Genomic DNA, 20,173 nt, shown 5'->3' with positions numbered 1-20,173 from the left:
TTGATATACATGCGAAAAAACTATCGAAATAAAACCCCAGAAATCCAACGGTCTCTGGGGCTCCATTATATATTTAGCTCTTTTTGCTTTTTGTTTTGTTTATGTCTATACAGCAATTTTCGACTTATTAGAGAAATCACTAATAAGGTCAGAATTAATAAGATAAGTTGCATAAATGATAAATCAAAATATTTAGCACCTGTAACGATTAAAAGTGTAGAAATCGTGCCTTTTACAACGAAAAAAATAATAACCCATAACCCGCCTTTTTTCCAGTTCATTTTATATTACCCTTTCCTACGTTTAAATTCTTAAAATATTTAATGATAGTTCGTAAATATGACAACTTAATAGAAATCTATTATATTAACAAAAAATTCATGTCTAATTAAATGCGACGATTCTATATTAAGTGAAAATGATATTCATTGTCAATTTTATTGATTATTTGAATACTTATTCTCAATCTCTTTCTACTTTGTTTCTTATAAGCAATACACTTTTATATTCAAACAAAAACACCTCCATTACATTTGCACACTTAGTATGCGAATGCAAGAGGTGTTTTTTTCATATACCATCAGGTAAGATTTCCTGCTTTGTTTATTTCTTGATACTTAGCTATTTTTTAGTACACGATAACTGGATCATAAGTGTTCAAACTATCATATACAGTTTTTGCAACATTAGGAAGAAGGTTCACACACCCACCTGATCCTCCTGTTAAATAAGCATTATTTGCCCAGTCTTTTCGCCAACCGGCATCGTGGAACCCTTGACCGCTATTTGTGAATGGGACCCAGTAATCTACTTTAACTGCATAATCAGCTTTACCTACTGCGCTGCCTCTGAGCGTGTATGGTGTTCGTTTATATAGGACGTACCAAACACCTGGTGATGTATCTTCACCCGTGCTATGTTTACCAGTTACTACATTTGTTGTAACAACTAATTTTCCATCTTTATAAATCCAAATTTGTTGCTCTGCAATTGAAACTTCTGCATATGTGTCTCCGATGCCATTATTCGATGTTGTTTTATAACCGATACCTTCCTTCTCCCAACCATTTCCATGAATATTAGAAGCAGAAAGCGATTTTTCGCCTTTCTCAAAGGCTTGTTGAACTTGTTTAGTTTCTTTTTCAACATCTAGTGCCCAGCCGTAGCCTTGCCCTTTTACTGATATGATTGAACCGGAATGCGTTTTAAATGAGAAATCTTTATTTAATGTTGATTTGGCATTATTAATTTCAATAATTTTCTTCTTAATGTCGCTCGCGTCAATTGTAACTTTCATATCCTTTGACATAGAGGCATTTTGAATTAAATCTTTCGCTTTTAAAGGATAAACTTCATTCTGCACTTTATACTCAACAGACTGCCCAAGAAGATTCTGTAGTGCTTTCTCCTCTTTTTTGACAATTGGATCGTCTTCTTTAATAGGTTTTATGTATGCAGACTTCAGGTGAATTTCGCTTTTATATTTTTGCTTATCGTAATCTTTTAGTAGACTAGTAACGTCATACTGTTTTCCTTCAACACTTTTCGAAATAACTATTTTTCCTTGTTCTAGCTTCGCCATAGCATCTTGAGGCGCTTTTAATTTTGCATTCATAGAGATGAGCGTTTCTTCTACAAGTTTTTTCATCGTTTCACTACGATACTGATCTGCCTTCTCTGGTAGTAATGAATAATTTTCTCCCTTTGAGGAAGGGAAAAATGTCCACTGACTTTTTAATAGTTTCTTAACTTGAGGCAAATCTTTTTCCGTAAGTTCCGTTTTTGTATCTTTTTCATCTAAAATTTGTTGTTGATCAACATAGACTTTGTTTGCTAGTCCAGATGTCTTTAATTTCTGTATTGCCTGATCAGCGCTCAGACCACCAACTTTTGTGTCATTAATTGTAACATTCGAATTGAAGTGAGTTGCCTGATAATAACTCATTCCCCCAATAAGAAGTGCAATTACACCAATACCCACTGCGATAAACTTCCAATTTGTATAACGTTTTTTTGATCTTACTCGTTTTTGATCAATTTCTTCAACTGATTCATTTGTTGTATTGTTGTTCATCAATCTTTCCCCCGTATGCATTAACGTCAAACGATTTTCAACTAAAATCATAGACTAGTGTACCTTATTTTTCCTAAAATTTCATTATTTCCGACCACATTTTATCGCAATTCATCGATTAAATTTAGATTTTTTAATGGTACGATGCATTGAACATCCCTTTACAAGTCATAAAGTGAAATTTCAATCAATCGTTATACATCAAGAAAATTAGCTAAATCTTATTCGGAAAATTTTTCCTCTTTACGTAAAATACGAATTATATTCTCCATTTTATGAACATCAACCCCTAATTTTGTCAAAAAAATAAACGATAGTCCTTCTACATTTTTGATAAAAGGACTATCGTTTTTTCAGTTAGAGTATTTGTATAATCGTTTAACTTTTTATTTCCTGAAGGTCTAACGTGATGAAGATGATGAAATTTCATCTCATAGCCTTTAAATGAAAAACATTATGTTTTTATGACAATCAAGTTTATTTTTATAAATTAAACCCTTAGCTTGATGCCTCCCATATATCCAGCAGCCTAAGATTAAGTAAGAGTCCATTCAACTAGATTTTTTCTAATATTTTTAGGTGCATCTTATTTCGCCTCGTCATATTTCACTAATTGAATTTAAAACACATCCGTATGCTATTTAGTAAAATTTACGATTCGAGACGTAATTATTGCAGTAATCAAGATAATAATAGCGGTTATCAAGCCAGATTCTCCAATCCAAATCTCAGTTTGATACCCTGTACTTGCACGTGTGAAAGGTCCTTGAATAATGGCATTCCAAGTAGCATGGATGATAACCGAAGGCCAAATGCTACCTGTGATAAGTCGTAAATAAGCTATAATATAACCGAATGGTACAATACAAAGATAGATACCAAGTACTGAAAGAACGACAGATGGTCCCGCTACATATAGACCAGCAATAACTATTGGAACATGCCACGTTGCCCAAATCAATCCACTAATAAGGATGGGCCGTGAAAACTCTGCATCGACTAGCCTTGTGAGCATATAACCTCGCCAACCCATTTCTTCTCCCAAAGCCGGGATTAAGCCAAGCAAACTTCCGAAAATGCCGCTCAATACTACTAGATAAATGAAGTTGAATGGTGCCGTTACATACTGAAGCCCAAGCATATTGTAGATCGGTTCTAAAATAAACATACCAACTTCGGGATACTGAAACCCCGCAATTCCGCTCAACCAGGCGATAGAATAAGTAATTCCACAAATAATCATAGGGATTAGCAGAGCAAACCCAATCCCCTTCCATATCTTTAAGTTACCGAGACTAAAAGATACATCTTTAAACCCTTCTTTCAGTATTATGCGAGTCAAAATAGAAGATAATGCTGGGGTAAACATATATACCACAATAAGCGGCATACTTTTCGTAATTATTACTACTACATTTAGGATAATAGAAGTAATGATTAAGATACTCAAAAAGAGTTGAAGTCCTATTTTAGCACGTTGGATTTTATCTTTATTGTGGAACGATTTTGCGTGTAATATCATTTTAATCCGCCCTTCCCCTTTCATTCACTTGTTTATCGAATTTACTTCTTGTCATTTCCACAGACACAACTTAGAATAAAAATGTTTTTGTATACAGATTCATTCATCTTTAAAATCCCTCCCCAATTTATAGTCTAGTCTTACTTACGACTCATCAATGTAATTATTATTTATAAGTTGTCATAACCGATAGTACAAAAGTGTAATGATTAGTCTATGACCTGTGTCAATTAACCTTATGACAATATGTAACTAGAAAATATGATATGGAATAGATAACAATTGAATTAAGGCAATTGATTCGTTCAAGTACAATGAATCAATCTTGCTTTACAAATAATTCAATTGAGGTGGAAAAAATGAATAAGAAAAGCATAATTGCAATGGTTAGTACAGCTTTATTAGTCACAGGATGTGTAGAAGTAGGAAAGGCTCAAACAGTAGCAGTCGAAAATTCAGGTCAATCAATACAAAAAAATATAGTTAAATCCATACAATCACAGGCTTACCCATTAAAAACGATAGAGCCGTCAAAATCATTTGAGGATTTAAAACCACTTAAGAAAATGATTGGGAGCGCGCAATATGTGGGATTAGGAGAGAATACTCATGGAAGCTCTGAAATTTTCACTATGAAATTTCGCCTTGTGAAATATTTGGTTACTGAGATGGGTTTTACAAATTTCGCAATGGAAGAAGATTGGGGAAACGGCTTAAAGCTAAATGAATATATCCAAACAGGAAAAGGAAACCCTAGGGAGTTTTTAAACTTGTTATATCCTACTGATGAAATTATAGCCATGATTGAGTGGATGAAAGATTATAATGCCGATCCATCCAATAAAAACAAGATCCAATTTATCGGGCTCGACTTAAAGGAATTGGACCAAGGTTGCTTTAATAAAGTAATTGATTATGTAAAGCTGCATCGACCAAATTTGCTGGCAGAAGTAGAAGAAAATTATAAAGAATTGTCGGCTTTTAATGGAAGTACACAGGAATATATGGACCTTGCTCCTGAAATAAAAGAAAAGTTCAAAGCAAACGCTGAGAGAGTAGCTCGATTACTAAAAGATGAGAATAAACAAGCCAACACAGAAATAGTTTCACCCGAGTACATCTGGGCGAAAGCAACGGCAAGTGCAATAGAGAAATTTACCACAATGCTAATTCCTAACGACTATCCAAGTATGTTAAAGCTACATGAGCAATACTTGGCCGATCATGCAATGTGGGCACAAGAAACATTTGGTGGTAAAACGATGGTATGGGGACACAATATTCATATTGCTAAAGGAATTATCGATGAGAAATTATACCCTTATGTTGCGGGGCAATTTTTGAAGGAACGTTTAGACAATAATTATGTCACAATTGGTAGTACAACTACGAAGGGGAATTTCACCTTATACAGCGAATATGATCCTTCTACTGGAGGTAAGATTACAACGCGTGCGATTCCACAAAATGTAAATAGTTTTAACTATACCCTCGGAAAAGTACCATATAACATGTTTTTATTGGATAACCGTCACCTTAAAGGACAAGCAGAGAAATGGGTTAAAGCCAAAAGACCATTACTAAGTATAGGGGGACAAATATTCCCAAACGAATCGACATACTTTGATAAATCATTGCTTGAGCAATTTGATATTATTTTTCACATTCGAAAAACAAGCCCATCTCATATTAAATAAAAGTACAAAACAATCCCGTTCTTGCAAATGCAAAAACGGGATTGTTTTGTGGAGGATTAATAAAATGAAACTTTATTCAGTAGGGGTTTTGTTCATCCCAACTGATTATCAGCCCTCACCAATCGGGCTTTTACGGACAGCCCGACCCCCACCTAACTTCTTTGCTTCCACCTGAATTTTGAGGTGGGGGTCTTACTGCCCGGCAAATAGCGGGATATAAGCATCTTTTTAACCAGCAGTAGGCTGCTCTCCCCTTTTTAGCATCATTTAGAAATGTCATATGACACTTTTACACTAGTGAGAATGACAAAAAAAGCAGTATGATTCGGTTATTACATAGATAGGAGCGATGAACTTTATGAAATCAAAATTCATCCAGAATGGTTATTTTTTATTGCTAACTTTCGTTACAGGATTGTTTTATTTTTGTTTTTATCTAATAGCTCTGCTATTTAGTTTCACCCTTTCATTTACTGTTGTTGGGATTCCATTAATTATGCGCGTACTACAGACTACCACACACTTTATCCAATTCGAGCGCATACAGACGAAAATTTATACAGATATTTCAACAGACTCTTACGATAGAAATATAACAATGGATACATCGAACTGGGCTCAGGTGAAATTAGTGCTTACAGATCGTTGTACTTGGTCTGCTGTCTATTGGTTAATGCAGAAATTTGTGATTGGCATTTTCAGTCTTATTAGTGCAATCATTTTTTATGTAATGCCACTTATGTTCCTGTTGGCACCACTACTGTATCGATACATCGATATGAATATTATATTCATACAGATAGATACGTTTGCCAAGTCACTCTTTGTAATGTTTATGGGTATAGTATTTACCGCCATAAGTATTAGAATAGTAGAAGGTTTGACACAGAAAATTGGGGGCTATACACGTAGTATGATTCAGCAACTAAATCAATAGAAGTTTGCAGTCTGTGAGTAGTATCGCAGTTTTAAATTAAAAAGTATAATAAGGCATGAAGGATTAATTTATACTATAGGAAGTAAAAAGGTAGGCTATTTAGGGGGTAAATGACTTGTTAGATATGGTTAAGTATTGGTTTTGGTACGATTGGATTATGTTAGGAGTCCGTATACTTGTTAGTGTCTCTATCGCCATAACCACATTAGATTTTCAGGATAGTTTAACATTGCCACTTTGGATTGTTATTTTTTGGGAGGTTGTTGCCTTCTCGATTCCATGGGTAGCCTTACTGTTCAATTACAAATATTACTTGTTCACAGAAATACTGCTATATGGTGGACTGTGTATATATTTAACCTCTTTATTTCCGGAAGCTAACGTTACATTTCTGATATCGGCTTTTCTAATTGCTGCGAATAGTAAGCATTTGTCCTATTATTGGACAGCTCCAACAACAGTTTTTATAACAACTGGAATTCTCTATGCGGTTGCGCCAAGTAATAGCTATTGGATTTTGGTTACCTACTATGGACTTGCTTATGTAATGGGCTTCGCTTTTCATTTATTAATCGTCAATCATAAACAAAATGAATCAATTCGTAAACAAAACGCGGTACTTGAGCAATATATGTCTCAGATTGAACGCATCACACTGGCGGAAGAACGGAACAGACTGTCGAGTGAGCTTCATGATACAGTTGGTCATGCTTATACTTCTATTATTATGGGGATGGAAACGTTGCGTACCGAACTTTCTACTGAAATGGGTATACAGAGGCTAGACTCTCTGCTTGAAATGGGACGGAAAAGTATCGAGGACGTGAGAGGTTACCTACATCAAATGGATTCTTCATGTCAATCGCCTTCCTTAATTCAATCTCTACAAAATCTTGGAGCCGAATTTCAGGAGCACGCTCAGGTAAATGTAAGTTTTAGGACATTCGGAGAGGAATATCGGCTGTCTCGGCAAGCGAAGATCGCATTCATTCGTTGCTTACAAGAGTCCCTTACGAATGCAGTACGTCATGGTCAGGGGACTGAAATTATAGTTTCATTGCAGTTTGACGAACAATATACGAGGTTAGAAGTTCAAGATAATGGAAAAGGAAATGTAGAATGGCAGGAAGGCTTTGGTATGAATGCGATGAAAGAACGGGCAATGAACTTGCAAGGTCAATTGTCTGTATATACAAAGCCAGAGGAAGGAATGCTTGTTACATGTACCATACCGCGACAAACTGAAATAAAAGATGGACTTATTCGTTTGTTAATTGTAGACGATCAACCATTTGTTCGGGAAAGTTTGAGGACACTACTCGATAGATATGAAGATTTAAATGTAGTCGGTTTAGCTGAGGATGGCAATGAAGCCATCGATTTGTGTGGGCGCCTTCAACCCCATGTTATACTTATGGATTTAGATATGCAGCACATGGATGGAGTCGAAGCAACCAAAAAAATCAAGCAACAATGGCCACATATCCGCGTATTGATTTTCACAACTTTTCAGGATACCGAACAGGCGTTGGAATCCCTTCGCAACGGTGCGGATGGTTTTTTACTCAAATCTATTGAAACATTGGAGCTAGCTAATACGATCCGACTTATTCACAAAGGTGGGACACTGATTGATCAGGGAATGTCTCACAAAATATTTGAGAAGTTTGATGAGCAAAAAGAGACACCACAATCAAAAGCAACCGCTTATGAGCTAACAGCTAGGGAGATAGAAATATTGCAGCTAGTGGCAAAGGGACTTCGATACACTACCATAGCATCAAGGTTATATTTATCGAATGGTACGGTCAGAAATTATGCTTCCACAGCTTATACAAAGCTAGGAGTCCGCAACAAAGAAGAAGCTGTTCAAAAGGCTCTAGAAATTGGAATTATTGAATAAGAAAAATGTTTTTTGTTTCTCTACAGCAAGGTAAAATGTAGTTACAAGATACAGTAAAGGATAAAGTGAAACTTTAATCAGTGGGAATTTTGTTCATCCCCCACTGATTATCAGCCCTCACCAATCGGGCTTTTACGGGCAGCCCGCCCCACCTCACTTCTTTGCTCTCGCTGAATTTTGAGGTGGGGGTCTCACTGTCCGTTAATGCGGGATAAACTTATGAATTTAATTGAATATCATTTTTGATAGGTAATTTTTTTGAAAAATTTAACCCTGTTTTAAAAAATTTAAATAGCGTTACTACATATTGAATGTAGCAACGCTATTGTTTTCTATATTAGAAATTAAACATCTTTATTATCGCTATACGGAAGACAGTTTCAGGTCTTTTCATGTGGGGATTCCTCTAAACCAGTCCCCCTAATTCACTTGTTGTCTCTGAAAATAGTCATTTAAAAATATAGTTGCTAATTTCATTTCACTCTTCCTTGCACCCAAGTGGCAATATCATTTATAACATACTCTGGGATATTAGCAGGACTATACTATTCATCCGATTGACTTAATTCTCCTTCTCCTTCTGTAAAGAAGTGATTTAACTTTTGATACAGTCAATAATCAATGTTATCTCTCTCTTTTAATTGTTATTTCCAAAAAGGATTATCTATCATTCTTTATAAATTGCAAAATTTAAGGTCAGAAAAGGATTTCTATTTTTTATAAACAGGTGGAATGCTTTGTGGAAAATTGAAAATATCTTCTGGATCGTATTTAGCTTTCACTTGAGTCAATCGTTTAAAGTTTTCACCATAATATAAATCCGACCAATCTTTCATTGAGAGGTCAGGTGTGTTAACATAGACACCTTTCGTAAAAGGAATTAACGCGTGACGAAAAGCTTCTACCCAACGAATCCCTTGTGCAGCTCCCTCAGGTTTGTCCCAAGTGGAAAATAACACCATATTCATTAGAGCTTTTCGATAAAAATAAGCAGTTGCTTCCTCGGGTACTGCAGAAACAGTCCCCCCTAAGCCCTGAAAAAATATAGAAACAGTAGAATTAGGTGGAGATTGACTCATAAAATGTTGAATTGTAGCAATACCTTCTTCAGGTAATAAAGAATCCATAAAAGGTGCTACGCTTTTAAATGGAAAAGGAGTTGTAAGCTGATGATTGGATATTAACGTTATAGCTTCTAAATAAGAGAGTTCTTTTATGTCTACCTTTATAGGTGATCCAATTTTGAGAAGTGGTTGTATCAATTTCTGTAAGTCTGTAACTGATCCATGAAAAATCCCATGCATCAACACAGGAGCTGTCTTTTCTGAAGACAATAATAATGTAGGAGTAAAGCGTTTATCAGAAGTAGGTAGAGTATACTTTTGCCATTCCTGTATAACGGCTTTTAAATCTTGATGCCTCCAACTAACTTCAACAAAACCAACAGTCTTAATTTCCTGAGTACGAAAGCGAAAAGATGTACAAATACCGAAACTTCCGCCTCCACCACGTAAAGCCCAAAATAGATCAGGATGCTCCTGATCATTAACCTGCAATACACAGCCGTTAGCATCAACCATTTCTATTTCTACGACATGATCAAGTAGTAGTCCTAATGGTCGAGAAAGAATACCTTGCCCACCACCTAGCGCTATTCCTGCGATAGCTGGTTTAGGACAGACCCCATTAGGAATAGCTAATCCCTCTTTCCCAAGAAGCTCAGCTAGATGGAGATTTTTACAACCAGCTCCTACTGTAACAGTTTTTGATGTTGGATCTATTTTTATTTGATTTATCTCACTGACATCAATTACAATACCACCATCTAAAACTGACAAGCCTTCATAATTGTGCCCTCCTGAACGTACTCGGATAGGTACGTTATTATGTAACGACCATCGTACTGCATTCACAACGTCTTGAGTATTTTGTGCAAAGACAATAACAAAAGGGAATCTATTAAAAAATGTGTTGAACGCCTGACGTGCTGAATCATATTGCGCTTCACCAGGCGATACAATACGTCCTGTTAAACTTATATTTTCATCATAGAGCATATAGAAACCTCTCTCTCCGTACAAAAATTTTTAATGCTATCATGCTAATAATATGTATGTAAAAAAAAGTAAGAACCGCCAATTATATTGGTGATTCTTACTTTTTTTCATAAAATTAAACAAATCCGTGCAGCTTTTAAATCGACAAATGCCGTTTTTGAGCCTTTATTTTTACTATATGGCGTAGTGACGCATACCTATCAACCTTGCTTGATGGTGATAGGACACGGCAACAATCCTTTCTCTTTCGGGCTACTCATTATAAATAATAGATTTTCAGGGTGAAACTTTAACTTATGAGATTATAGCATTACAAGCTTTAAAGAAAACTCATACAAATTAATCCTATTAAATAAAACTTGCCAATGGCCCCTAAAAGTAGTAATCGTTGCCGCGCCCCTTCTTAGATAAAAGATAAATTTTTAATTTAAAATCTAAAATAAATAGTTTATGGACTGTAGTGCTAGTCCACCTATTATTTCTAAATTTCTTGTACCCATTCAAAATAATCAATAAAACGAGGTCCGATTATGTCTATACTTCGTATAAATAACATCATTACATTAATCTTTTTTCGGGAGTACAATCCCTTTATATAATTGAACTGTAATCAAGTAATAAATCGAGTAAATTACTACAAAAATAACAAGTGGTAACCAAATACGAAAGTACGGATCGATTAAAAGCGATCCAAACATGTTCATACCAACTAATATGTGAGTAATCCCCACAATTGCTGGGAATAAGAATATGAAGAATAACTCTTTATAGATTGATTTTGTTAATAATTCTCGGCGAACACCAATTTTACGAAGCATTTGATAACGTGCTACATCTTTTGATGCTCCCGACAGAACTTTAAACATTAAGCAACTTGCCATCATTGCTAAAAATGCAACTCCAACGAAAAAGCCCATAAACATTAGTCCGCTGGAAAAATCATGACTCGTAATATATTTTTGATACTTACTATCCAATTCTTCCGCTTTCACATTTTTATATTTTGCTATCTGTAATTCATCAAGTTTTTTCCATTCTTTTATGTATGATCCAAAATCATCTGTTTTCCCTATGAATACAGTACTTTCTTTACCCTTCAACCCATCGTATATGTTTTGTTCTACAATTTTGATTTCATAATCAGGATACATATAATTTGGCTGGATCGTTCTGAAAGCCTGAATCCATTGTTTTGTGTCGATCTCTCCTTTAACCCATTTTATTGAAAATGCACCAATTGGTACTTCCTCTGAAACTTTCTCTATTTTCATACCTTGCAAGAAAGGACGATTTTTTTCTACATCTTCTTTAAGATAATAAACATACCTATCATCAACTTTGTAATGGTATTCAAATTTTTCTTGAAATAAGATACCACCCAAAATTGTCTTTTCTTCCGCAGTTGGATTATGAATGACTGAATCGTAAATTCGCATTTGATCTGTCATGTTTATAATGTTGTTTTTAAATGCCATACCACAAGCAATTCCACCAGCACCAAGAGCCACTAAAATTGCTACTGTTGCAAGCACATTTGTTAGACTATTAATGCGGAAATTTAATTGTGCAAAAGTAAAAGCATTGAGGCCTTTTTCACTACGTTTTTTATTACTCTTTAGCTTGTTAATCATAACTGGAAGAAGGGATCCAAATATAAGGTAAGTACCAACGGTTGCTGAGATTAATCCGACGGCCATTAATCCCAAAGCAATTAGCGGATTTGCATATGACATATAGATCAGTGATGCATAACCAATACCTAATAAAAGAATACCAAGGAATGCAATTACAACTGTCATTTTTCCTTTTATGGCAACACGTTCTGTTTGTGCATCTGCATGTACAAGTTGCAGTACAGAAATACGCGATAATTTAATACTATTCATAATTGCAGATAATACAAATAGTGCAAAGAAGAAGACGCAAGTAATAGCTATTGATGGCAGATAAAATGCTTTATAACCTTTACCAGCAAACTCGAGTTGTTTCATTAATAGCTGACCGATACCTTCTGCAAGTCCTACACCAATTGTAATTCCAATCAAAAGAGAGGTGGCACCTAATATGATTGTTTCAATGAACATAAGTAAGGTAACTTTATGCTTTTTTGCTCCTAACATCATATACATACCAAATTCTTTTTGACGAAGAGCTGATAAGAAAGAGTTTGCATATAAAATATAGAAAAATGTGATAATCGCTAACAAAACGGAACCAATTTTAAAGACAGCCACAATATCCCTAATAGAAGAGTTAGATTCAAGGAACGTTTTATTGGATGCTAGCGTTTGAAACATATAAAAAGTTGAAATAGAGACAATAAGACCAACAAGTAAAACAATGTAATCTTGCAACTTACTTTTTAGGCCTGACATAGAAAGCTTAAATAACATGATTGAACTTCCTTCCTTACGCTTTTTCTGTGCCTAAGTTTGCAAGCACATCTAAAATTTCTTTATAGAATTCTTCACGGGTACTACCGCGATGAATTTCTTTATATAACTCACCATCTTGAATGAATAAAATACGTTGACAGTAACTTGCGCTGTAAGGATCATGCGTAACCATCATAATGGATACACCTTGCTCTTTATTTAAGCTTGTCATGGCATTAAGTAAACTCGTTGCATTTTTAGAATCTAGGGCTCCAGTCGGCTCGTCTCCCAAAATAATTGCTGGTTCATGAACTAACGCACGTGCTGCTGCGGAACGTTGCTTTTGTCCACCAGATACTTCAGAAGGATATTTTTGAAGTATAGCTGTAATGCCTAACATATCAGCTACTTTTTCTACTTTCTTTCCAATATTACGAGATGAAACACCTTGAAGTGAAAGTGGGAGTGCGATATTTTCATAGATAGATAAATTCTCCAATAAGTTAAAGTCTTGGAAAATGAATCCTAACTTTTGTGAACGAAAATCAGAAAGTTCACCCTGCTTCATCCTCGTAATATCCGTTCCTGCAATTTCAACAACGCCGCCTGTCGCTTTATCTAACGTTGAAATTACATTTAATAATGTTGTTTTACCAGAACCAGAAGGCCCCATAATACCGACAAACTCCCCCTCTTGAATTGAGAATGATACACCTTTTAATGCATGTGATTGATTCTCACCTTTTTTACCGTACAATTTTTGAATGTTTTTTACATCTACAACTGGCTTTATCATTTATATCCTCCTACATTTTTTATTTCATTACAATAAGCTACTACGTTTGTTTACTACTAATAAAATAGTCATATTGCATTCACCCTAAAGCTACAATGAAGTCTTTCCTTTTTTCTTCTTTGCTCACCTCATCACTTTGAATACACCCATGATAAACTATAAAAATTAGGAAACACCCTGTAAAATCCTTAAGAATTCTTAAGTTTTATAAAAAAAGCTTATGGAACCTGTAATTCCATAAGCCGTTCTATTTGATTGGATGTTCAACAATAAAGGACATCCAGCCATCTTTATATTCTGCATGTATATTACCATCATGAAGTTCAACAATTCTTTTTGAGATAGCAAGTCCCAGTCCATTTCCTTGATTATTTTTTCTTGCCTTATCACCCCTGAAAAACCTTTCAAACAATTTATTTGGATCGCTAACAGGCGATCTCTCGACTTTATTTGATACTTTTAAAATTGCTTTGTTATCCATTAATTCAAGACATATGAATAATTGGGATGGTTTCATGCTGTACTTTATCGCATTCATAAACAGATTTTCATATACACGTACCATTTTTTCTGCATCTATGAAGATAGGTATTATTTCTTGTGTAATTGATTTTTGAACGATTAAACTTTCCTTTTCAAATATAGGAATGTATTCTCCAACTATTTGCTCCAACAGACCTGATAAATCAACTTCATTAAGATTTAACTTAGCATCTATGCCTGATAAACGAGTATATTCAAACAGCTCATCAATTAAATATTTCAGTCTCTGTGACTTTGAATAAGTGGTTTCAAGGTATTCCTGTAATTGTGTGTTATTGTTGTATTGCCCTCTTTTTAATAAATCTAAATAACCAATAATAGATGTCAACGGTGTGCGTAAGTCATGAGATACGTTAGTTATGAGCTCATTTTTTGTACGTTCTAATCGTCTTTCTTGTTCAAATGTATTTTCCAATTCCTTAGACATATAGTTGATATTTTTAGCAAGTTGGGTCAATTCGTCCTTCCCCTTAATCCCAATTGTTAGACCTAGTTTTCCATTGGCAATATCATTCACGTTATCAGAAATAAGCTTCAAATATACTATTTTCTTTCGAACCAATATCAAAAAAAGTATAATAAAGGTAAAGATTGCGAACGCGAATAAGAACAACATTGCGACATTGAATTCAAACATACCAAATTCTTCGTGTTTTATAAATAATGGATCTATGACGTATGCCAAAATGAGGATTGTTAAACCAAATGAAATAAAAAAACTAATTGCAACAGCACCAAGAAGTTTTATAATGATCTTATTTCTGAAACTAACATTCTTCATATTTTATACCCAATTCCCCAAACAGTTTTAATGTAAATGGGATGTTTAGAATCCTCTTCAATTTTGTCTCTTATTTTTGTAATATGCACCATGACGGTATTGTCTGATTTATAAAAAACCTCTTTCCAAACTGCTTCATATATTTTTGCTACACTCAGGACAATCCCTTTATTGCGGGCAAGTAGTTCGAGAATAGCAAACTCTTTTGGAGTTAACCTTGTTTCTTTTCCTCTTACCCATACTTGACGTGTATCTGTATTTACGGTTAAGTCACCAATTTCTAGAATGCTTTTATTATGTTCTACGGACGTATTGTATTTTTTAAATCTTCTTAATTGGGATTTCACTCTAGCGATTAATTCTAATGGGTTAAACGGTTTTGATAAATAATCGTCTGCACCAGAGGCTAGGCCCTGAATTTTGTCTATATCCTCAGATTTTGCAGATAGCATAATGATAGGCATATTGCGATCTTCCCTAATTTTCATACATGCTTCAATGCCATCCATATTCGGCATCATAATATCTAAAATAACCAAATCAAATTCCTTTTCTTCTAACAGTTGTAAAGCTTGTATAGCATCTTCTGCCTTTTGAGTTTTTAGGCCTTCATTTTCTAGATATACAGAGATAAGATTTCTAATCTCTTTATCATCATCAACAATAAGAATTTTTGACTCCATATTATTCCTCCACATTAAATGCAATAAGTATACAATAAAGCATATATTTGTTGTTACTTAATTAATAAACTTACTAGAGATAGTTTCTATCTTTTTTTCTTTAATTAAGACGATTCTTTGTAAAATACACAAAAAGACCGTCACAGTATTGTGACGGAAAAACAGGAAAATTTCAATAACTAATACTATTATTATTTATTTTTAGCTTTTAAGACACCCAGCGCTATTTTGGTTGCTTCTGCAATAAGCTTATCATCGTATTTAGCATCCTCTTTATCATGATTAGAAAGTATCGCAAGAACAATTGGCTTTTTATTTGGTGGCCAAATAATTGCGATATCATTTCTGGTTCCATAAGATCCCGAGCCCGTCTTATCAGCTACTTCCCATCCTCCTGGAACTCCAGCACGAATTAAGTTGTCTCCGGTAGTATTCCTTTTCATCCAATCTATTAATAAATCCCGTTTCTCAGTTGAAAGTACATCTCCTAACGCAAAAGCCTGAAGACTAGTAGCTAATGCCTTTGGGGTACTAGTATCATGTACGTCTCCTGGATGCACTTCGTTTAACTCTGGTTCAAAACGTTCAGGATTTGTAACGGTATCTCCTATTTCTCTCAGTGATTTTTTGAATTCGCTAGGTCCACCTAATTGTTTAAGAATAAGATTTTGTGCAGTATTATCACTATATCGAAGGGAAGCATCTGCAAGCTCTTTCAGAGTCATCCCCCTATCAACATACTTTTCTGTAATTGGATTGTAATTAACAAGATCTTCACGAGTATACAAAACTCTTTGATTTAGATCTTCTATTGATTTCTTTTGTAAAAGTACTCCCACAGCTAAAGCTTTGTGGGTAGATGCGTATGCAAACCGTTTATCTGATTGATACGTAACGGTTTGATTCGTATCAGTGTCCAATGCATAAATACCAAGTTTAGCATCAAATTCTTTTTCAAGTTTAGCAAAAGAATCATTACCAGTAGTTTCTTGTTTGATTTGATTTGTTTGTTTCGTTTGTTTAAGTGATTCAGATTGAGTATTACCATCGGAACAGCCTATAAGCGTTGCACATGAAAGAAATACTACAGGTACCATCTTTTTGTAATGTAAAATGTTAAAAAACTTGTTTAAGACTATCATACATTTTCAACCTCTTTCAAGAATATATAGTTTTTCTAGGTGTTATACATACCGACACAATGAAAAAGTCTATCGGATATCACTCTTCTTGCATCTCACTTTTCATAAAGTGAAATGCAAGAAGCCCTCACCAATCGGGCTTTTACGGGTAAATAGCGGGATAAAATGAGCGAATTATCATGAACACCTGTTTTATACGTATACTTAATAGACAACTTAAGTAACAAGTTTGTTCCATTTTTATCAGTAGTCGTATCTAGAAACCTAAAAAAGTCCATTTAGAAGATCTAAATGGACTTTTTTACTCATATAATCCTATCTATAGTTAAACGAATAAGATTAAATAAATTTAAATTTTCTTGCTTTATCTACTAAACTGTTTAGGCATTTCTTTAACGTGCTTATCATCATCACGCCAATCATAGGTTTCTTTCTGTGAAATATCTAAAGTTTGATCTCCAATTCTAACAATATTCTTATTTACCCATTCAATATATGGATCGGTATCTGGATAATTCCAATATATATTTTTCTCTGAATCTGTATCAAGGTTAACTAATTCACCCCTAACAGCATCCGCACTTAATGATCCTGCATTATGAAAATAAGTCTTGATGAGATATTTTCCATCTGGAGATTTCACTGTTCGAATTAATTCCCCTTTTGGAACACCTTGCAAACTAAAAAATTTCCAATATCCAAACCCAATTATAATTACTAACATAGTAATTATAGTTAGTAATACTTTTCTTTTTGTTTTTTTAATTTCACCTTTTGTATTTATAATACTCATTCAACTCCATTCCATAGAACTAATACCATATTATACCATTAAATAAATGGTATAATATATCAAAAATAAAAATCCTCCCGTAATAGTATTATAAAAAGGGCATGTGATGGTCTCCCTATTTATAAAGTGAAACTTTAATCCCACTCACCAATCGGGCTACCCGTTAATGCGGGATAAACATGAAAATTCCCCTTTAAGAAAAATATAAAAAATCAGACAGTATACTTGAATTGCTCTTCGCAAGAGAATATACTAATAAAGCAGGCTATGATGTTCCTTCCTTCTAACTTCTTTGACCAAATAGGGATGTTACTTTCCTGCTAAACACATAGGCTATGACAATTCTTCCTTCTTTGTAGAAATTTCAAATTGTTTTAGAGTTGTCAATTTCCTATGAAAATAATTAGACTATAAAACCTCTTTCTTCTTTGGGATTGAATAAACTTTAGTTTATCAACCATTGATGTAGAGGTTTTCTTTTCTTAATTAACAAATTACCACTTAACAACTAAATGTTATACCCCTAATTTTCCACTAAAAAATAGCTATGTACCCTCAGTGCATTTCTCTATAATTAGTGTGTTTATGCATGTAAAAATAAAAATCTACCACTGAAAGGAGGACAGTCAGACTATTCCCCTCTTTTATAAGGAGTGAATAGCTGGCGTTCTCATGAAAAATTCTATTTACATAAGAAGAAGTTTGAAAGTAATTATAAAAAGAGAAGAAAATAAACTACCGAACATTTATTTAGCCACTGTTTTAAAAAACTTGGAAAGTTTAGGATTTACTTTTTCCGAGCCTTTAATAGAAGAGTTGCAAACACTTTCGGTTGATACATTCACATCGTTTTACAAAGAGTTGGTAAAACATTTAAAAGAAATGGTTGGTGCACATATTCAGTTTGCTCCTATGTATCCAAACTTTCCGCAACAAATGATGGATTTAAGTGACGCTGATTTATACATTAATGCTATTATTCATTATGTGACGTTGCGCCTACCTGTATCAAAAGTAGAAGAACGACTTCCTCTTTTAGATAGCGTTGATTTGAAAGTTATTAACTTAGGAAGTGAAGAAGATTTCAATCAAATGATTTCTCAATTGATTAGTGCAAACAGCTCTATTTCCTCAACTGATAAGACAGATGTAGAATGGGCTATTACACACACTGAAGATGTTTCCTGTTTTCTACCTAATGTAATTCCTCATAAGGAAAATATGTCTTTTATAATTGGAGTTTTATTAATAAACAGAAAAATATCAGCCGATGCTGCTGCAAAGTATTTTAAAACAGCAACTGATGTTCTTCGCCTTGCAGTTGCTTTATCTGAAGGCGATGTGAGTTTAGCATCTTCCGTTCGATTCAAGAAGTTTAACCGAGCAGAAAGACGCTTCCTTTTAGGATTGTTAGAGCAATGCGGAAACATTACCGAAGATATGCTTCGATACAAAAAACGTTGGATTCGTCTAGGTGAAATTCTTCATCCAGCAGAATATCATACTCGTTTCCCAAAAACCCACCGAGCATTTGAGATTCTTCGCAACAACATTAAAGTTGAAACATTTAATGGAAAAATAGAAGCAGCTTTGTTGAATCGTGATATCATGACAGCGAAAAATCTTTTAAAAACTCGCCCTGGGGAATTTGCCAGACGCTTGGATCATTTAATCCGTTTATGTAGTGATAAGTCAACAGATGTTTTCCATATTCTCGAAGAGTTTCTAAGTATAATAGGAGACGTTTCTACTCCTGTATTACTTCAACTCACAGCTCATTTTAAGCATCGAAATGATAAAAATGAATTTCGTACCTTTTTTCCAAAGGGAAATGTAGCAAAAGCTATAGGTATTGAAAATACACTTCCATTTATCTCAGAGGATATTTGTTTAATGATTGTAAAAATGTGTGAAGATACTTTAAAAAATCGCTTCGCAAAACTTCCAAGTCTCGGAAAAGTATTTTTGGATGAACAGTTAAAAAATCACTTAGTTCCCTTCTCTCAACGTTCAGCCAGCAAAGCGCTTCGCACATTATCTCGAGGAAGTAAAGTAGATTTGCCAGAAGGAGATACGATTCGTTTTTTCCTATGGTGGAAAGAAGGCTATGTGAATGGACAACATACAGGACGCGTTGACATTGATTTGTCTGCTGCAATGTACGACGAAGATTGGCAATACAAAGAACATGTATCCTTCACGAACTTACGTTCAAAAAATTTCAAAGCCTACCATAGCGGAGACATTACTTCTGCACCAAAGGGGGCATCTGAATTCATTGATTTCGATATTCCGTCTGTGCTGAAATATGGTGGACGCTATGTAGTCATGACTTTGCTTTCTTACACAGACCAACCATATAAAGATTTACCAGAATGCTTTACTGGTTGGATGGTTCGTCAATATCCTGGTTCAGGTGAAATATTTGAACCTTCTACTGTTCAAGATAAAGTGGATATTACTGCCGACACCCAAATCTCTATTCCAGTTATCTTAGACTTAAAGGAACGAAAATTGATTTGGACAGATTTATCTCTTACAAGAGATCTAACTTATGATAATACCATCGAGGCGAATCAAAAAGGTATGATACTAGTTGGAAAGGCTTTAACTAATTTAGTTAAACCGAATTTATATGACTTGTTCCGATTACATATTGAAGCTAGAGGTGAACTCGTTCAAGACATCGAAGAAGCAGAAACTATTTTCTCTTTGGATAAAGGGATTACTCCTTTCGATATTGAAAAAATAATATCTGATTTTATAGCTGACCCACAAGGCTAACTACATTACAAACATTGATAATGTGTGGAAAATATCCATGTATAATGTCTATGTGAAACAGGACCTGATAGATGCATATCAGGTCC

At 34.4% G+C, this 20,173-nt stretch carries 14 protein-coding genes and 1 pseudogene; 4 read left to right on the top strand and 11 right to left on the bottom strand.

Features of this window, described 5'->3' with window-relative positions:
• Nucleotides 1-65: 65 nt before the first annotated feature.
• The 3 genes from ASE54_RS11200 to ASE54_RS11190 form a co-directional block, all read right to left on the bottom strand.
• Entirely contained in the window at nucleotides 66-281 is a 216-nt protein-coding gene (locus tag ASE54_RS11200) for a hypothetical protein (protein ID WP_001104104.1), read from the bottom strand.
• 347 nt (nucleotides 282-628) lie between these two features.
• Nucleotides 629-2,074: a L,D-transpeptidase family protein gene (locus tag ASE54_RS11195; RefSeq protein ID WP_001064071.1), complete on the bottom strand. Its 1,446-nt coding sequence runs from the start codon at nucleotides 2,072-2,074 to the stop codon at nucleotides 629-631.
• 637 nt (nucleotides 2,075-2,711) lie between these two features.
• A complete protein-coding gene (locus ASE54_RS11190; protein WP_000600467.1) occupies nucleotides 2,712-3,596 on the bottom strand; it encodes a CPBP family intramembrane glutamic endopeptidase in 885 nt (294 codons plus the stop codon).
• A gap of 359 nt (nucleotides 3,597-3,955) precedes the next feature.
• On the opposite strand from ASE54_RS11190, the gene ASE54_RS11185 reads away from it, so the two are divergent.
• The 3 genes from ASE54_RS11185 to ASE54_RS11175 all read left to right on the top strand — a co-directional run bounded on the left by ASE54_RS11185 (nucleotide 3,956) and on the right by ASE54_RS11175 (nucleotide 8,133).
• Entirely contained in the window at nucleotides 3,956-5,293 is a 1,338-nt protein-coding gene (locus ASE54_RS11185; RefSeq protein ID WP_001036324.1) for an erythromycin esterase family protein, read from the top strand.
• Nucleotides 5,294-5,651: 358 nt separating this feature from the next.
• Nucleotides 5,652-6,230: a sensor domain-containing protein gene (locus tag ASE54_RS11180; protein ID WP_000836848.1), complete on the top strand. Its 579-nt coding sequence runs from the start codon at nucleotides 5,652-5,654 to the stop codon at nucleotides 6,228-6,230.
• 115 nt (nucleotides 6,231-6,345) lie between these two features.
• The gene (locus ASE54_RS11175) at nucleotides 6,346-8,133 is read left to right on the top strand and encodes a hybrid sensor histidine kinase/response regulator transcription factor (RefSeq protein ID WP_000886421.1); all 1,788 of its coding nucleotides are present in this window, start codon (nucleotides 6,346-6,348) and stop codon (nucleotides 8,131-8,133) included.
• Nucleotides 8,134-8,606: 473 nt separating this feature from the next.
• Here ASE54_RS11175 and ASE54_RS36315 read toward each other — a convergent pair.
• The 8 genes and pseudogenes from ASE54_RS36315 to ASE54_RS11140 form a co-directional block, all read right to left on the bottom strand.
• Nucleotides 8,607-8,824, bottom strand: a pseudogene (locus ASE54_RS36315) (hypothetical protein); the annotation flags it as partial.
• Between the two features lie 19 nt (nucleotides 8,825-8,843).
• Nucleotides 8,844-10,190 (bottom strand): FAD-binding oxidoreductase, encoded by a 1,347-nt coding sequence (locus ASE54_RS11170; RefSeq protein ID WP_000964998.1) that lies wholly within the window; start codon nucleotides 10,188-10,190, stop codon nucleotides 8,844-8,846.
• 563 nt (nucleotides 10,191-10,753) lie between these two features.
• The gene (locus ASE54_RS11165; protein ID WP_000897823.1) at nucleotides 10,754-12,583 is read right to left on the bottom strand and encodes an ABC transporter permease; all 1,830 of its coding nucleotides are present in this window, start codon (nucleotides 12,581-12,583) and stop codon (nucleotides 10,754-10,756) included.
• A 16-nt stretch (nucleotides 12,584-12,599) separates the two neighbouring features.
• Entirely contained in the window at nucleotides 12,600-13,361 is a 762-nt protein-coding gene (locus ASE54_RS11160; protein ID WP_000595169.1) for an ABC transporter ATP-binding protein, read from the bottom strand.
• Nucleotides 13,362-13,608: 247 nt separating this feature from the next.
• Entirely contained in the window at nucleotides 13,609-14,685 is a 1,077-nt protein-coding gene (locus ASE54_RS11155) for a HAMP domain-containing sensor histidine kinase (protein ID WP_000800283.1), read from the bottom strand.
• Nucleotides 14,682-15,368 carry a response regulator transcription factor gene (locus ASE54_RS11150; RefSeq protein ID WP_000444082.1) on the bottom strand — a complete coding sequence of 229 codons (687 nt, stop codon included), beginning with the start codon at nucleotides 15,366-15,368 and terminating at the stop codon, nucleotides 14,682-14,684. The genes ASE54_RS11155 and ASE54_RS11150 overlap by 4 nt, the downstream gene beginning before the upstream one ends.
• Before the next feature lie 191 nt (nucleotides 15,369-15,559).
• Nucleotides 15,560-16,510, bottom strand: a complete 951-nt coding sequence (bla, locus tag ASE54_RS11145; protein ID WP_000636466.1) for a class A beta-lactamase — start codon at nucleotides 16,508-16,510, stop codon at nucleotides 15,560-15,562.
• Nucleotides 16,511-16,874: 364 nt separating this feature from the next.
• A complete protein-coding gene (locus tag ASE54_RS11140) occupies nucleotides 16,875-17,303 on the bottom strand; it encodes a DUF5412 domain-containing protein (protein WP_000022536.1) in 429 nt (142 codons plus the stop codon).
• A 672-nt stretch (nucleotides 17,304-17,975) separates the two neighbouring features.
• On the opposite strand from ASE54_RS11140, the gene ASE54_RS35695 reads away from it, so the two are divergent.
• Nucleotides 17,976-20,087 carry a TerD family protein gene (locus tag ASE54_RS35695; RefSeq protein ID WP_000798032.1) on the top strand — a complete coding sequence of 704 codons (2,112 nt, stop codon included), beginning with the start codon at nucleotides 17,976-17,978 and terminating at the stop codon, nucleotides 20,085-20,087.
• The last annotated feature ends 86 nt before the right edge of the window (nucleotides 20,088-20,173 follow it).

The organism is Bacillus sp. Root131 (assembly GCF_001429475.1).
Classification (GTDB): domain Bacteria; phylum Bacillota; class Bacilli; order Bacillales; family Bacillaceae_G; genus Bacillus_A; species Bacillus_A thuringiensis_S.
The sequence above is the reverse complement of the archived record's forward strand: the minus strand, read 5'-3'. Positions and strand labels throughout refer to the sequence as shown.

Coding starts and splice junctions, on each gene's coding strand:
- ASE54_RS11160 (WP_000595169.1), bottom strand. CDS start 13,361: ATGATAAAGCCAGTTGTAGATGTAAAAAACATTCAAAAATTGTACGGT.
- ASE54_RS35695 (WP_000798032.1), top strand. CDS start 17,976: ATGAAAAATTCTATTTACATAAGAAGAAGTTTGAAAGTAATTATAAAA.
- ASE54_RS11155 (WP_000800283.1), bottom strand. CDS start 14,685: ATGAAGAATGTTAGTTTCAGAAATAAGATCATTATAAAACTTCTTGGT.
- ASE54_RS11170 (WP_000964998.1), bottom strand. CDS start 10,190: ATGCTCTATGATGAAAATATAAGTTTAACAGGACGTATTGTATCGCCT.
- ASE54_RS11165 (WP_000897823.1), bottom strand. CDS start 12,583: ATGTTATTTAAGCTTTCTATGTCAGGCCTAAAAAGTAAGTTGCAAGAT.
- ASE54_RS11150 (WP_000444082.1), bottom strand. CDS start 15,368: ATGGAGTCAAAAATTCTTATTGTTGATGATGATAAAGAGATTAGAAAT.
- bla (WP_000636466.1), bottom strand. CDS start 16,510: ATGATAGTCTTAAACAAGTTTTTTAACATTTTACATTACAAAAAGATG.
- ASE54_RS11200 (WP_001104104.1), bottom strand. CDS start 281: ATGAACTGGAAAAAAGGCGGGTTATGGGTTATTATTTTTTTCGTTGTA.
- ASE54_RS11190 (WP_000600467.1), bottom strand. CDS start 3,596: ATGATATTACACGCAAAATCGTTCCACAATAAAGATAAAATCCAACGT.
- ASE54_RS11185 (WP_001036324.1), top strand. CDS start 3,956: ATGAATAAGAAAAGCATAATTGCAATGGTTAGTACAGCTTTATTAGTC.
- ASE54_RS11180 (WP_000836848.1), top strand. CDS start 5,652: ATGAAATCAAAATTCATCCAGAATGGTTATTTTTTATTGCTAACTTTC.
- ASE54_RS11140 (WP_000022536.1), bottom strand. CDS start 17,303: ATGAGTATTATAAATACAAAAGGTGAAATTAAAAAAACAAAAAGAAAA.
- ASE54_RS11195 (WP_001064071.1), bottom strand. CDS start 2,074: ATGAACAACAATACAACAAATGAATCAGTTGAAGAAATTGATCAAAAA.